Origin of the sequence: Kitasatospora sp. NPDC089509, from assembly GCF_044749365.1 — a bacterium.
Classification (GTDB): domain Bacteria; phylum Actinomycetota; class Actinomycetes; order Streptomycetales; family Streptomycetaceae; genus Kitasatospora.
In genome coordinates, this window is the sequence record NZ_JBIVHS010000020.1 from 24,951 (window position 1) to 39,393 (window position 14,443).

Genomic DNA, 14,443 nt, shown 5'->3' on the forward strand with positions numbered 1-14,443 from the left:
ACTCCGCGCGGAGCACCTCCGGAGGCCCGGTACCCCGTTCGCGGGGGCCGGGCCTCGGCCTTTTCCCGGTCGCCCCCCCGGCGCCGCCCCGGTCTCCTCCCGCTCTCGTCCCGGCCGGATCCGTTCCGGGGACCGTCTGGACCTGCGGCGATCGGCTCGCTACCGTGTTGGGCGTCATGTGCAGGCAACACCGCCTGCGACGCGGGAGCTCGGAGCACCGGGCTGAGAGGACGCTGACCGGACCGTCGACGGACGGACCGACGGCTGCGTCGACCGCAGGAACCTGGACCGGGTAATGCCGGCGTAGGGAGTATGAGGTCAGATGACCACGTTCGAAGCACAGCCGCAGTCTGCCCAGGGCGCCCCCAGCAGCGAGCGCACCGGCTACCCGACGCCGGCCTGGCGCAAGGCCTACCGCGACGGATCCCGCCCCGACCTGCGGGTCCCGTACCGCGAGGTGCAGCTCACCAACGGCCGGACCGTCCCGCTGTACGACACCTCCGGCCCGTACACCGACCCGGCGTACGAGCCCGACGTCCGGCGCGGCCTGCCCGCCCTGCGCGACGCGTGGATCCGTCAGCGCGGCGACGTCGAGGAGTACGACGGCCGCGAGGCGCGCCCCGAGGACGACGGCATCAAGCACACCTCGCCGCGCGGCGGGAACCTGCGGAACCTGGACGCGGTCTTCCCCGGCCGCCCGCGCCGTCCGCTGCGCGGTCGCGGCGGTGTCGCCGTCACCCAACTCGCCTACGCCAGGCGGGGCGTGGTGACGCCGGAGATGGAGTACGTGGCCCTCCGGGAGGGCCTGGAGCCGGAGTTCGTACGGGACGAGGTGGCCCGCGGCCGGGCCGTCATCCCGGTGAACGTGAACCACCCCGAGGTGGAGCCGGCCATCATCGGCACCAACTTCCTGGTGAAGATCAACGCCAACATCGGCAACTCCGCCGTCACCTCCTCGATCGAGGAGGAGGTGGAGAAGATGACCTGGGCCACCCGCTGGGGTGCCGACACCGTCATGGACCTCTCCACCGGCCGCAACATCCACACCACCCGCGAGTGGATCCTGCGCAACTCCCCCGTGCCGATCGGCACCGTGCCGCTCTACCAGGCCCTGGAGAAGGTGGACGGCAAGGCCGAGGAGCTGAGTTGGGAGGTCTACCGGGACACCATCATCGAGCAGTGCGAGCAGGGCGTCGACTACATGACCGTGCACGCCGGCGTGCTGCTGCGGTACGTCCCGCTCACCGCGCGCCGCAAGACCGGCATCGTCTCGCGCGGCGGCTCGATCATGGCCGCCTGGTGCCTGGCGCACCACCAGGAGAACTTCCTCTACACCAACTTCGAGGAACTCTGCGACATCCTGGCGGCCTACGACGTCACCTTCTCGCTCGGTGACGGCCTGCGCCCCGGCTCCATCGCCGACGCCAACGACGAGGCGCAGTTCGCCGAGCTGCAGACCCTCGGCGAGCTCGGCCGGATCGCCCGCGAGCGCGGCGTCCAGGTGATGATCGAGGGCCCGGGCCACGTCCCGATGCACAAGATCAAGGAGAACATGGATCTCCAGAAGGAGATCTGCGACGAGGCGCCGTTCTACACCCTCGGCCCGCTCACCACCGACGTCGCCCCCGGCTACGACCACATCACCTCGGGCATCGGCGCCGCGATGATCGCCTGGTGGGGCACCGCGATGCTCTGCTACGTCACGCCCAAGGAGCACCTGGGCCTGCCCAACCGGGACGACGTCAAGACCGGCGTGATCACCTACAAGATCGCCGCGCACGCCGCCGACCTCGCCAAGGGCCACCCCGGCGCCCAGGCTTGGGACGACGCCCTCTCCGACGCCCGGTTCGAGTTCCGCTGGGAGGACCAGTTCAACCTGGCCCTCGACCCGGAGACCGCCCGCGACTTCCACGACGAGACCCTCCCCGCCGAACCCGCCAAGACGGCCCACTTCTGCTCGATGTGCGGCCCGAAGTTCTGCTCGATGAAGATCTCCCAGAAGATCCGCGACGAGCACGGCGACGGCTCCACGGCCGTCTCCAGCGACTTCGACGCCGAGGCCCTGGCCGGCATGGCGGAGAAGTCCGCCGAGTTCGCGGCCCAGGGCAACAAGGTCTACCTCCCGCTGGTCGACTGACGCCGGACACCGGATAACGGTCACCTGAGCGCCGTCCCCGGAGCTTCTCCGGGGGCGGCGCTTCGTCGGTTCCGGCCTCAGGCGGTGGCTGCGGTGGCGCCGGGGACGTCCTGGGGGTACCAGCGGAGTTCGACGGTGTTGCCGTCCGGGTCCTGGACGTAGAGGGAGGTGGCGGTGCCGCGGGCGCCGTAGCGGGGGCCGGGGCCGTCGAGGACGGTGAAGACGCCGGAGTCGACGACCTCCTGCCAGTCGAGGGGTTCGACGGTGAGGCAGATGTGGTCGACGTTGGACTCGTGGCGGGGGCGGTGGAAGAGGTCGATGATCGTTCCGGGGGAGACCCGGACGGAGGGGAAGGAGACCTGGCCGGCCCGCCACTCGTCGACCCGGACCGGCTCCAGGCCGAGCAGGCCGGTGTAGAAGGCGAGCGACCGCTCGATGTCGGCGACGTTGAGGACCAGGTGGTCGAGGGCGACGACGCGCATGGTGATCGGCTCCGGTGGTGAGGGTTCGGTGGGGACGGGTTCCACGATCCTCCGGCCGGGAGTGATCTTCAACGGCTGATCGCCGTACGATCGTTGAGTCGGACTAAACGATGCCGGGCGGGGAACGGGGGCGGCATGCTGGAGCGGCTGGAGGTCGAGGTCCTCCTCGCACTGACCGAGGAACTGCACTTCGGCCGGACGGCCGAGCGGCTGGGCCTGACCACCGGCCGGGTCAGCCAGGTGGTGCGGAAGCTCGAACGCCGGATCGGTGCACCGCTGTTCGAGCGCACCAGCCGTTCCGTGCGGCCCACCCCGGTGGGGCGGCAGCTGGCGGCGGACCTCGGGCCGGCGGTGGCCGCGATGGCGGAGGCGCTGCGGCGGGCGGTGGACGCCGGGCGGGGGGTGACCGGGGAGCTGCGGGTGGCGTTCCTCGGGGAGTGGACGGCGCCCGTGCTGCTCAAGGTGGTGGCGCTGTTCGGCGAGCGGCACCCGGACTGCCGGGTGGCCGTGCGGGAGGTGCAGCTGTCCAACTCCCGTGCGAGCCTGGAGGACGGCTCGATCGACGTCCTGGTCGCCTCCTACCCCTTCGACGGCATGGCCGTCGGCCCGGTGCTGCTCACCGAGCGCCGGGTGCTGGCCCTCCCGGCCGGGCACCCGCTGGCGGCCGAGGCCTCGGTGTCGCTCGACGTGCTGGCGGACCACCCGGTGGTGCAGTACCCGGCGGTGACCTCGGTCGGCTTCAAGCGGGACCGCACCCCGGACCGCACCCCCTCGGGGCGGCCCGTCCCCAAGGGGCCGTCCGGCGGGACCTTCTCCGAGATGCTCAGCCTGGTCGCGATGGGCCGGGGCGTCCTCCCGGTCGGCGAGCTCTGCCGGCTCTACTACCCGCGCCCCGACCTCGCCTACGTCCCGATCCACGACGCGCCACCCATCGAGCGCGGCCCGGTCTGGCGCCCGGGCAACACCACCGAGCGGGTCCGCGCCTTCGTCCGCGCCGCCGCCGAGGTGGCGGGCGGGGCGGGTCAGCCGACGTCGTCCGGGCCGGTGAAGTCGGGCGGGGTGTAGCCGGGGCCGGTGAAGTCGGGCGGGGTGAAGGCGGCGGGGCGGGGGGTGCGGCCGTCGGGGTCGGTGAGGCCGTCGGGGCCGGGGCTGGTGAAGGCCGGCGGGGTGTAGCCGGGGCTGGCGAAGTCGGGGCTGGTGAAGCCCGGGGCGGGGCGGCCGGGGACGGCGGGGAGGTGGGAGTGGAGGTAGGGCAGCAGGCCGCGGGTGCGCAGGGCGGTGCGCCATTCGGTGCGGGCGGTGGCGAGTTCGGCGGCCAGTTCCGGGTCGGTGCCGGCCGGGACGGCGGTGGCGCCGTCGCGTATGGCGGTGAGCAGCAGCCCGATCACGCCGATGGCCATCGCGGCGATCCCGGCGGCGAGGGCCACCCAGCCCGCCGTGACCAGCGAGCGGGCGAGCAGCCGGCCCGGGTCGGCGGCGCGCAGCAGGTAGCCGACCAGCAGCAGGACGAGCGCGGCGGCCCAGGCCAGGATCGGGGTGAGCACGGTGAGGACGGGGAACAGTCCGGCGCCGCCGTTGCCCGAGCGGAGCTGGCCGAGCAGGCCGGGGGCGTACGGTTCGACGTCGGCCGGCGGCGGGGGTGTGGCGCGCAGGCTGTCGCGCAGCGCGGTGTAGTGGGCGTACTCGGTGCCGGCCGCGGTGTTGATGCGGTCGGCGTCGCGCAGGGCGAGGATCCGGAGCTGGTCGGCGGTGAGCGCGCCGGGGGCGCGCAGGGCCGTGAGGACGGTGCGGTCGCGCAGGGCTTCGCCGAGGAGGCGCTCGTACTCCGGGCGGTCCTCGGCGAGCAGCGGCGGGGGGTTGGACATGGGGACCCCGTTCATGCGGATCCCGGCCGGCAGCGAGGACGCGGGGCCGCATCGGCGACGCGGGACACCCTCAGGACGCCGGGGCGGGCGCGGAGGCGGGCCGCCGGACGGGCGGCCGGGTGTGGTGTGCCTCATGGTAGGGGCGGGTGCCGCCGGGCTGACAGTCGGTTTCCGGAATTTCGCGCCCCGGGACGCGCGTAGGCCGGGGTGTGCGCGCCGGGAACAACTGTTCCCACTGTCGGAATGATTGACCGGTGGTCAGGCGAACGGATGGACAGGAGGGCCGGACGGTCAGCCGGTCAGATGGGGAGCCGGGCGACCAGCAGTCGGCCCTCCATGGTGACCCCGCCGTCCATCGCCACCGCCAGGTCGTCCGCGTACACGTACGGCCCCGGGATGTGCGGGGGCTGCCCGTCGTCCGCGTGCACCGCGCCGGTGAGGTACGGGATCGGGCTGTGCCCGTGCACGATCCGGGTGCCGCCGTAGGTGTCCAGCAACTCGTGGACGGCCATCGGGCCGGCCTCGCCGCGGAAGGCGAAGCGCTTGGTGAAGCGGCGGAAGCAGTCCCACCACTCGTCCACGCTGCCGTCCGCGAGCAGGGTGTGCACGGCGTCGTTGACGTCCGGGATGGACTCGCCGTACTCCAGGTACGCGGTGGTGTCGGAGTGCAGCAGCAGGTGGCCGTCCTCCAGCCCGATGGCGGGCAGGCGGGAGAGCCAGCTGATGTGGTGGGCCTCCAGCCGGTCCAGGTCGTTCTGCTGGCCGCCGTTGAGCCGCCAGGCGGCGAGGAAGGAGGCGGTGCCGGCGGTGGACTGGACGGGCTCGTCTCCGTACCGGGAGGCGCCCAGGAAGAGCAGTTCGTGATTGCCCATCAGGGCGCGGCAGTAGCCGCCCGCCGCGGCCGCCTCGGCGGCGAGCTGCATGACCAGGTCGATGACGCCGATGCCGTCCGGGCCGCGGTCGGTGAAGTCGCCGAGGAACCAGATCCGGGCCCGGCCGGCCGACCAGTGGCCGTCGGCGTCGATCAGGCCCTGGTGGTGGAGTTCGGCGCGCAGCTCCTCCAGGTAGCCGTGCACGTCGCCGACCACGTAGACCGGGCCGGGGGGCTCGCCGGGGCCGGGGGCCGGGTACGGGTAGCTGGGCGCGGACGGGTCGGGCAGCGGCGGGCCGAGCTCGATGGTCGGCGGGTCGTCGCGGTCGGTGAACCGGTCGGGATGCTGCTCGGGGCGCTGGTCGGAGCCCTGGTCGGGGAACTGGTCCGGGAGCTGGAGGGCCGGGGAGGGCTGGTCGGGCAGGGTGGCCTGGTAGCCGGGGTGGTCCGGGGAGTCGTAGCCGCCCCCTTCGTAGCCACCCCCCTGGTACTCGCCCTCGTAGCCGCCCTGGCCCTGGTGCGAGAACACCGCGGACTGCCCCGCCGCCCCTTGGTCGCCGCCGAGCCCCTGGGCGTGCACGGTGTGTCCCTGGCCGTCGGCGGGCCAGTGCTGTTCGAGGTAGCGGGCGCCGCCGTAGCCGCTGTAGGTCTCCGCTTCGTACGGCGTGCCCTGGTAGCCCTGGGCGGGCTCGGGTTCGTAGTAGGTGCCGTACGGCAGCACGTCGAGGTCCGGCTGGTGGCGGGGGCCTGAGTGGGGGTGCTCAGGTCCGGGGAAGCGGTCCTCGGGTGTCATTCGCCCATCATAGGAAGACCACTCTCCCGCCGTCGTCACCTGGTGGGTATCCAATCCTCCGGAGCGTCAGCCGGGCGGTTCCGCAAGGTCCGTTTTGTCCCGGCTCGGTAGGGTCTCGTGGGTGTCTGAGGGGGTTTCGAGGGGCTGCCGGTGCGGTGGACCGGGTCCGGACCCCGTCCACCGCACCGCCGACCCCTACACCTCGCCCGGGGGCCGGGGCGGGCTGACGGTGGTGCGCGGACTCCGGCGCTGGGAGGAGGCGCGGACGATCAGCTCGGTCGGCATCAGGGTGCCCGGCGGCGGGCCGTTGCCGGCGGTGCGGTAGCGCGGCGGGAAGAGCCGGGCGATGTCCACGCCGGTGCCGGAGTCGACGCCCTCGATGGCGTCGATCAGCAGGTTGACCACGGTGGTGCCGATCCTGCGCGGCTTGAGCGAGAGCGTGGTGATCGGCGGCTCGGTGGTCGCGTAGACGTCGCTCTCGCTGCAGCAGACCAGCAGCAGGTCGTCCGGCACCCGCAGGCCGTACCGGCGGGCGGCGGCCAGCAGGTCGGTGCCGTTGGGGTCGAACAGGCCGTACACGGCGTCCGGGCGGTCCGGGCGGGCGAGCAGCCGGTCGGCGGCGACGGCCCCGGCAGCGGGGTCGTGGGCCGGGTAGGTCTCGTACACCGGCTCCTGGCCGACCTTGGCGCACCAGGCGAGGTAGGCCTCGGTGGAGAGCCGGGTGTAGGTGTCGGTGCTGGTGCCGGTGAGCAGGCCGATCCGGCGGGCGCCGGCCTCGGAGAGGTGGTCGAGGATGCCGAGCACGGCGGCCTCGTGGTCGTTGTCGACCCAGGCGGTGACCGGGCAGTTGCCGGGCTTGCCGTCGCTGACCACCGGGACGCCGGACCGGTACAGCTCGCTGACCAGCGGGTCCTGGTCCGGCGGGTCGATCACCACGGTGCCGTCCAGGGCGATGTTGCCCCAGACGTCGTGGCGGGAGGAGGCGGGCAGCACCACCAGCGCGTAGCCGCGGCCCAGGGCGGCGCTGGTGGCGGCCCGGGCCATCTCGGCGAAGTAGGCGAACTCGGTGAAGGTGAACGGTTCTTCGCCGTACGTCGTGACGGTCAGCCCGATCAGGCCGGACCGTCCGGTGCGCAGGGTGCGGGCTGCCGCCGAGGGGCGGTAGCCGAGGCGCTCGGCGACCTCGCGCACCCGGCTGCGGGTCTCGTCGGGCAGGCGGCCCTTGCCGTTCAGCGCGTCGGAGACGGTGGTGATCGACACTCCGGCGGCTGCTGCCACATCCCGGATGCCGGCCCGTTCCAGACGCCTTGAGGTGGTGGGACGCCGACCGCTCTGGTTGGCTGCTGCTGTCATGGCGGACCGATCGTATGGCTCCTGACAAGGGTCTGTGACCGGCGCATCGGGAGCCTTCGGAGATACGTTTCTCCACGAGTGAGCCGGGGTGCGCCCCTTCGATCCCCCTCCGAAACCAGGCCTCTTACCTCTGACATGTGCCAAAGGAACCGGGCAGAATGGCTGATCTGCGCCTGTAACCCGTCCGGGCATCTCACTCCTACGGGTGAGGGCGGTCGGTATCGTGCAAGGCACCCGACCGGGGTGGTCCGGGCGAGTCCCGCGGAATCCGGGGGCGGAGCCAGGTCCCGGGGCACGGCGGCGATCCCGACCGTGCGAGGGCGGGCGGACCGGCAGAGAACACGAAGGAGTACGACCGTGAGCAGTGGTACCTCGGCGCGTGGCCCGCGCCTGCGCCCGAGCCTGGACGGCATTCCCACCTACAAGCCCGGCAAGCCGGCCGGCGCCGACGCCTACAAGCTGTCCTCGAACGAGAACCCGAACGACCCGCTGCCCGGCGTCCTGGAGGCGGCGGTCGCGGCGGCCGGCTCGTTCAACCGCTACCCGGACATGGGCGTCAGCGAGCTGACCGCCGTCCTGGCCGAGCGCTTCGGCGTGCCCACCGAGCACATCGCCCTCGGCACCGGCTCGGTCGGCGTCGCCCAGTCGCTGGTGCTCGCCACGGCCGGCCCGGGCGAGGAAGTGATCTTCGCCTGGCGTTCCTTCGAGGCCTACCCGATCATCACCCAGATCGCCGGTGCCACGCCCGTCCCGGTCCCGCTCAAGGACAACGGCGACCACGACCTGGACGCGATGCTCGCCGCGGTCACCCCGGACACCCGGCTGATCTTCGTCTGCAACCCCAACAACCCCACCGGCAACGTGATCCACCGCGCCGAGCTGGAGCGCTTCCTGGACGCCGTCCCCGGCGACGTCCTGGTGGTCGTGGACGAGGCGTACATCGAGTTCATCCGCGACCCCGAGGTCCCCAACGGCGTCGACCTCTACCGCGACCGCCCCAACGTCTGCGTGCTGCGCACCTTCTCCAAGGCCTACGGCCTGGCCGGGCTGCGGGTCGGCTTCGCGATCGCCCACGAGCCGGTGGCGGCCGCGCTGCGCAAGACCGCCGTGCCGTTCGGCGTCAGCCAGCTCGCCCAGGACGCCGCCGTCGCCTCGCTGCGCGCCGAGGAGGCGCTGCTGGAGCGGGTCGAGGCGCTGGTCGGGGAGCGCGACCGGGTCGTCGCCGGGCTGCGCGCCCAGGGCTGGGAGGTCCCGGACTCGCAGGCCAACTTCGTCTGGCTGGGGCTCGGCGGGCGCTCGGCGGACTTCGCCGCGGCCTGTGCCGCGGCCGGGGTGATCGTCCGGCCGTTCCCGGAGGGCGTGCGGATCTCGATCGGCGAGGCCGAGGGCAACTCGATCTTCCTGGCGGTGGCGGAGGGCTTCCGCAAGGAGATCGACGGCTGAAGAGCCTGACGGCTGAGGAGCTCGACGGCTGAGGTCGGCCGGCTCCCCCTGCTCGTAGGGGCGCACTCCGTCGGGGGTGCGCCCCTGCGGCGTTCCCGGCCGGTGCGCTCGATCGCGCTGCTCGATCGGGCGCTGTGGGATCGGGTGCTGTGGGATCGGGTGCTGCTCGATCGGGCGCCGTGGTTCGCTCCCGGATGGCTGGGGATCGCTGGGAGGGCGCTGGGAGTTCGCCCAACGCTCGCCCACAACCCGGCCAAGGTGCCCGCGCGAGCCGGGCGATTCGGGCGGAATGCCCGGATCCGGCCGGTCAGTCTTCTCCCAGCCGGTGCCCAGGGCAGCGCAAGAGCGCCCGGCGAAGCTGTCCGCCATGAAGGTGCTCCCACGACGGCGCGGCGCCGTCCTCGTCAACTCCGCGCTCGGCGTGGCCCTGCTGGGCGGTGCCGCCCTGGTGTACGCCACGGTCGACGGCAGCGGCGGCACGGCGGCGGCCAAGCCGGTCACCCGTACCGCGACCGTCACCAAGGGGACGGTCCTGGCCACCGTGTCCGGAACCGGCACGCTGGCCTCCCCCACCGACGCCGCCCAGGACTTCGCCACCGGCGGGCGGCTCACCGCCGTCAAGGTCGCGGTCGGGGACGCCGTCAAGAAGGGCCAGGTGCTGGCGACGGTCGACACCACGGCGGCCCAACAGCAGGTGGACGCCGCCCAGTCGGCCCTCACCACGGCGAACGCGAACCTCACCAAGGCCCAGGCCGGGGTCACCACGACGACCACCGAGCCGTTGCCCGGTGCCGCGGCGCCACAGGCTCCTTCGCCGAACAGCGGCGGCGGAGGAGGAGGTCGCGGGGCGGGCGGGAGCAGTACGCCCGCCCCGCAGACCACCACCATCACCACCACCAAGGTCGACGACGCGGCGGTGGCCCAGGCCCAGCAGCAGGTCGCCAGCGCGCAGACCACCCTCACCAATGCCCAGGCGGCGCTGGCCGGCACCACCCTCACCGCCTCGGTGGACGGGACGGTCGCCTCGGTCTCGGCGAAGGTCGGGGACACCGTGGGGGCGAGCGCCTCCGGGGCCTCCTCCACCACCAAGTCCACGACCACGAGCGCCGGTTCGGGAAGCCCGAGCGGCTTCATCGTGCTCACCAACCCGACCGGGATGCAGGTCACCGCCAACTTCTCCGAGCTGGACTCGCTCAAGCTGAAGAAGGGCGAGGCGGCCAGCGTCACCCTGAACGCCCAGTCCGACACCAAGCTCAACGCCACCGTCCTGTCGGTCAGTTCGCTGCCGTCGGGCGGCTCCTCCGGCGGCGCGGCCGGCTCCGCCGCGGTCCAGTACGCGGCCACCCTGCAGCTCGGCGGGGACACCAGCACCCTGCGCACCGGCCTCAGCGCCACCGTCCAGGTGATCACCGGTGAGGCGGACAGCGCGCTCTCGCTGCCGACCTCGGCGCTGTCCGGCACCGGGTCCTCCCGGACCGCGACCGTGGTGCACCAGGACGGCAGCACCGCGCGGGTCGACGTCGGCGTCGGCGTGGAGGGCGACAGCACCGTGCAGGTGCTCTCCGGGCTGAACGAGGGCGACAAGGTCGAACTCCCCACCACCAGCGGCACCAACGGCTTCCCGAACGGTTCCTTCCCGGGCCTCGGCGGCGGTGGCGGCGGAGGCGGCCGGGGTGGCGGCGGTGCGGTCGGGATCCCCGGCGGCGGCGCCGGCGGCGGCCGGGGCGGTAAGGGCTGAGCATGCAGCACGTCATCGACAACCGCGTCCCCGCGCACCCCGTACCGGTGATCCGGATCCGCCGGCTCACCAAGTCGTACGGGCACGGCGACGCCACCGTGCACGCCCTGCGCGGCCCGTCCCGGCCCGGGACGGACGAGCCGGCGGGCGTCGACCTGGACATCGAACAGGGCGACTACGTCGCCGTGATGGGCAGTTCGGGCTCCGGCAAGTCCACCCTGATGAACATCCTCGGCTGCCTCGACGTCCCCACCTCCGGCCGCTACCTGCTGGACGGCACCGACGTCGGCCACCTGGACGAGCAGCAGCTCGCGCTCGTCCGCAACCGCAAGATCGGCTTCGTCTTCCAGTCCTTCAACCTGGTCCCCCGCACCACCGCCCTCGCCCAGGTCGAGCTGCCGCTCGCCTACGCGGGCGTCCGGGCGGCGGAGCGCCGACGGCGGGCGATGGCCGCGCTGTCGCTGGTCGGACTGGGCGGACGGGCCGGGCACAAGCCCAACCAGCTGTCCGGCGGTCAGCAGCAACGCGTCGCGGTGGCAAGGGCGTTGGTCACGGCACCGGCCATGCTGCTGGCCGACGAGCCGACCGGCAACCTGGACAGCCGCTCGACCGAGGAGGTGCTCGGCCTGATCGACGGGCTCAACGCCACCGGCCGCACCGTCGTACTGATCACCCACGAGGACGAGGTCGCCCGGCACGCCAAGCGGGTGCTGCGGCTGGTCGACGGACAGATCGTCGACGACGTCCGGCAGGCGGCCGCGGACGGGCCGCCGCCCGCGCTGCTCGGCGACGCGACGGGGGTGCCCGCATGATCCTCTGGCAGACGCTCCGCTTCGCGGTCGGCGGCCTGGCCGCCAACAAGGTGCGCTCGGCGCTCACCATGCTGGGGGTGCTGATCGGCGTCGCCTCGGTGATCCTGCTGCTCGCGGTGGGCAACGGCTCGTCGGTGGCGGTGAAGGACTCGATCACCTCGCTCGGCACCAACTCGCTGACGGTCAGCTCCGGTTCGGCCTTCGGCGGATCGCGGGCGACCTCCTCGGTGAAGAAGCTGACGGTCGCCGACGCGAAGGCGCTGGCGAGCGACGCGGACGCGTCGGGTTCCGCGGACATCAAGTCGGTGTCGCCGGTGGTGACGACGAGCACGACGGCGCTGTACGGGAACGTCTCGTACAGCCCGGGGTCGGTCGTCGGCACGTACCCCGGGTACTTCGAGACCGCCAACCAGAAGGTGGCGCACGGGGAGTACTTCACCGCCGACGACGTGCTGGGCTCGCGCAAGGTCGCGGTGCTGGGTGCGACGACGGCCAAGCAGCTGTTCGACACCGAGGACCCGGTCGGGAAGCGGATCGTGCTCGGCGGGACGCCGTTCACGGTGGTGGGCGTGCTCGCGGCCAAGGGCGGCGGCGGGTTCACCGACCCGGACGACGTGGTGATCGCCCCGCTGCCGACCGTGCAGAACGCGTTCACCGGCTTCGGCCCGGTCAACCAGATCCTGGTCCAGGCCGCCTCCGCCGACACCACCACGGCGGCGCAGGCGGAGATCACCCGGGTGCTGCTCGGGACCCACGCCATCGCGGACCCGACCAAGGCCGACTTCCGGATCACCGACCAGGCCTCGCTGCTGACGGCCCGGGAGAGCACGACCAAGACCTTCACCGTGCTGCTCGGCGCGGTGGCGGCGATCTCGCTGCTGGTCGGCGGGATCGGGATCACCAACATCATGCTGGTGACGGTCACCGAGCGGACCCGCGAGATCGGCATCCGCAAGGCGCTCGGCGCCCCCCGGGCGGTGATCCTCGGGCAGTTCCTCACCGAGTCCACGCTGCTGTCGGTGATCGGCGCCGGCCTGGGCGTGGCGGCCGGGATCATCGGCTCGCACTTCAGCATCGTCGGCATCAGACCGGTGGTGATCCCGGAGTCGGTGCTCGGCGCGTTCGGCATCGCCGTCGCCATCGGACTGTTCTTCGGCAGCTACCCCGCCAACCGGGCCGCCTCGCTGCGGCCGATCGACGCCCTCCGGCATGAGTAGGAGCACTTCTCCGATGGAGCACGACGAGCAGGTCGCCCTGCTGGCCACCCCGCCAGACGCGCGCGACGTGAGCGCGGAACTGGCCGCACCGCCACGGCGGAAGCTGCCCTGGCTGTCGCTGGTCCTGGCGGGCGGGGTGATCGCGACCGGGGCGTTCGCGGGCGGGGTCTGGTACCAGCAGAACGACGGGACCTCCTCCGGGGCGAAGTCCCCGGCCCGGGCGGCCGCGGCTCCGGCCGGGGGGTACGGGCAGAACGGCGGCGGGCGCCGCGGCGGCCAGGGCGGTGGCCAGGGTCAGGGCGGTGGACAGGGCGCCGGGCAGGCCGGGTTCACGCGCGGGACGGTCAAGGCCGTCGACGGCAACACCGTCTACCTGACCGACGCCAACGGCAACACCGTCAAGGTCACCACGGCGGACTCCACCAAGGTCCAGCTCAACAAGGAGGGCAAGGTCGCCGACCTCCAGCCCGGGCAGAGCGTGACCGTCGTCGGCACGCCGGACGCGAACGGTGGCTACGCCGCCAGCCAGCTGGTCGAGGGCGCGGCGGGCGGCTTCGGTGGCGGTGGTGGCGGCGGAGGCGGTGGCGGGGGCTTCGGCGGTGGCGGAGGCGGCGGGGGCGCCCCGAGGAACCCGTCCGGCGGCTGACCGGGGGTGGGTCTGGCCCCACCCCAGGTGTGGGGCCAGACCGGTGTCGACCCGACCGCCGTCTCCGTAGATTCGTTCTCACCACGACACGGAGGACGGAACAATGGCGACCACGACGACCGCGACCCTCGGCAACTCCCGTACCGACGAGGCCTTCTCCACGGCGAGGAAGTGCATCGTCCTGTTCGGCGCCATCGGTCTGATCACCCTCGCGACAGTCGCGGTCATGGCCGCCGCCGGCCACCCGACCACCCCGTTCATGTGGATCCGCGGCTTCATCTTCCCCGCCCTCGCCCCGGTGTTCCTCCGGATCGCCGCCCGTGCCGCCGGCGGCGAGTACAAGGCCTTCGACCGGATCCGGACCGTCTGCACCGTGATGCCGATCGCCGTCCTCGCCGTCGACCTGATCCCCGGCATCTGCCCGGCCTGGTACGCCGTCCTCCAGGGACTCTCCGCCCTCGCGCTCCTCCCGGTCGCCGTCCTCACCCGCACCAAGGCCGTGGCCGCCGCCTTCCCCAAGCCGTGACGCCCGGTGCCCCCCCGGCGCGGGCCCGGAGCGGGGCTGGACCCACCCCGCCGTACGGCCGGGCCCGTACCGGCCAAGTGGGCTTCCCCGTAGGGTAGTTGGTACCAGAAGAACGACGGGGAGGAACATCATGGCCGACACCGTGACCCAGGAAGCCTTCGCCACGGTGAAGAAGTGCGTCGGGCTCTGCGGCGCGGGCAACGCCGTCGCCCTCGCGACCGTCGCCGTGCTGGCGGCGGCCGGCCACGGGACGCCCTCCTTCGTGTGGATCCGTGCCGCGATCCTGGTCGCGCTCACGCCCCTGCTCGTCCGGCTGACCACCCGCGCCGCCGACGGCGACCGGCAGGCCTTCCAGCGGGTCCGCAGGTTCGCCACCGTGATGCCGGTCGCGGTCATCGGCGTCGACCTGCTGCCGGGCTCGTCGCCGGTCTGGTTCGCGGCCGTCGAGGGCCTGGCCGCACTCCCGCTGGTCGCCGTCGCCGTCCTCACCCGTCGGGCGCCGCTGGCCACGGCCTTCCCCGGGTGGGCCTGACGGGTGCCCCGCAGGCGGGAGTCCGGGG

At 73.1% G+C, this 14,443-nt stretch carries 13 protein-coding genes and 1 riboswitch; of the genes, 9 read left to right on the forward strand and 4 right to left on the reverse strand.

The window, feature by feature from the left end:
- The first annotated feature begins 191 nt into the window (after nt 1-191).
- Nucleotides 192-327, forward strand: a riboswitch (TPP riboswitch).
- A complete protein-coding gene (gene thiC / locus ACIP4P_RS32070) occupies nt 323-2,137 on the forward strand; it encodes a phosphomethylpyrimidine synthase ThiC (RefSeq protein ID WP_400924478.1) in 1,815 nt (604 codons plus the stop codon). Its footprint overlaps the riboswitch before it by 5 nt.
- A gap of 77 nt (nt 2,138-2,214) precedes the next feature.
- Here thiC and ACIP4P_RS32075 read toward each other — a convergent pair whose 3' ends face one another.
- Nucleotides 2,215-2,619, reverse strand: a complete 405-nt coding sequence (locus ACIP4P_RS32075; RefSeq protein ID WP_400924700.1) for a VOC family protein — start codon at nt 2,617-2,619, stop codon at nt 2,215-2,217.
- Nucleotides 2,620-2,754: 135 nt separating this feature from the next.
- Between ACIP4P_RS32075 and ACIP4P_RS32080 the strand changes: the two genes are divergently transcribed.
- Complete coding sequence (locus ACIP4P_RS32080; protein WP_400924480.1) at nt 2,755-3,684, forward strand: LysR family transcriptional regulator; 930 nt, start codon at nt 2,755-2,757, stop codon at nt 3,682-3,684.
- On the opposite strand, the gene ACIP4P_RS32085 is transcribed toward ACIP4P_RS32080, so the two are convergent.
- The 3 genes from ACIP4P_RS32085 to ACIP4P_RS32095 form a co-directional block, all read right to left on the reverse strand.
- Nucleotides 3,642-4,484 carry a hypothetical protein gene (locus ACIP4P_RS32085; protein WP_400924482.1) on the reverse strand — a complete coding sequence of 281 codons (843 nt, stop codon included), beginning with the start codon at nt 4,482-4,484 and terminating at the stop codon, nt 3,642-3,644. The two genes, ACIP4P_RS32080 and ACIP4P_RS32085, sit on opposite strands and share 43 nt — an antisense overlap.
- 299 nt (nt 4,485-4,783) lie before the next feature.
- A complete protein-coding gene (locus tag ACIP4P_RS32090; protein WP_400924484.1) occupies nt 4,784-6,148 on the reverse strand; it encodes a metallophosphoesterase in 1,365 nt (454 codons plus the stop codon).
- Nucleotides 6,149-6,343: 195 nt separating this feature from the next.
- On the reverse strand, nt 6,344-7,501 hold the full coding sequence (locus ACIP4P_RS32095; RefSeq protein WP_350517775.1) for a LacI family DNA-binding transcriptional regulator: 1,158 nt from the start codon (nt 7,499-7,501) through the stop codon (nt 6,344-6,346).
- 357 nt (nt 7,502-7,858) lie between these two features.
- Between ACIP4P_RS32095 and hisC the strand changes: the two genes are divergently transcribed.
- From hisC to ACIP4P_RS32130, 7 genes are all read left to right on the forward strand, one after another.
- A complete protein-coding gene (hisC, locus tag ACIP4P_RS32100) occupies nt 7,859-8,944 on the forward strand; it encodes a histidinol-phosphate transaminase (RefSeq protein ID WP_350517774.1) in 1,086 nt (361 codons plus the stop codon).
- Nucleotides 8,945-9,311: 367 nt separating this feature from the next.
- Nucleotides 9,312-10,682, forward strand: a complete 1,371-nt coding sequence (locus ACIP4P_RS32105) for an efflux RND transporter periplasmic adaptor subunit (protein ID WP_400924487.1) — start codon at nt 9,312-9,314, stop codon at nt 10,680-10,682.
- A 2-nt stretch (nt 10,683-10,684) separates the two neighbouring features.
- Nucleotides 10,685-11,494 (forward strand): ABC transporter ATP-binding protein, encoded by an 810-nt coding sequence (locus ACIP4P_RS32110; protein WP_350517772.1) that lies wholly within the window; start codon nt 10,685-10,687, stop codon nt 11,492-11,494.
- Nucleotides 11,491-12,711 carry an ABC transporter permease gene (locus ACIP4P_RS32115; protein ID WP_400924489.1) on the forward strand — a complete coding sequence of 407 codons (1,221 nt, stop codon included), beginning with the start codon at nt 11,491-11,493 and terminating at the stop codon, nt 12,709-12,711. Before ACIP4P_RS32110 ends, ACIP4P_RS32115 begins: the two co-directional genes overlap by 4 nt.
- A 13-nt stretch (nt 12,712-12,724) precedes the next feature.
- Nucleotides 12,725-13,357, forward strand: a complete 633-nt coding sequence (locus tag ACIP4P_RS32120) for a DUF5666 domain-containing protein (protein WP_400924491.1) — start codon at nt 12,725-12,727, stop codon at nt 13,355-13,357.
- Nucleotides 13,358-13,460: 103 nt separating this feature from the next.
- Nucleotides 13,461-13,883: a hypothetical protein gene (locus tag ACIP4P_RS32125; protein ID WP_400924493.1), complete on the forward strand. Its 423-nt coding sequence runs from the start codon at nt 13,461-13,463 to the stop codon at nt 13,881-13,883.
- Between the two features lie 130 nt (nt 13,884-14,013).
- On the forward strand, nt 14,014-14,415 hold the full coding sequence (locus tag ACIP4P_RS32130) for a hypothetical protein (RefSeq protein WP_400924495.1): 402 nt from the start codon (nt 14,014-14,016) through the stop codon (nt 14,413-14,415).
- Nucleotides 14,416-14,443 lie beyond the last annotated feature (28 nt).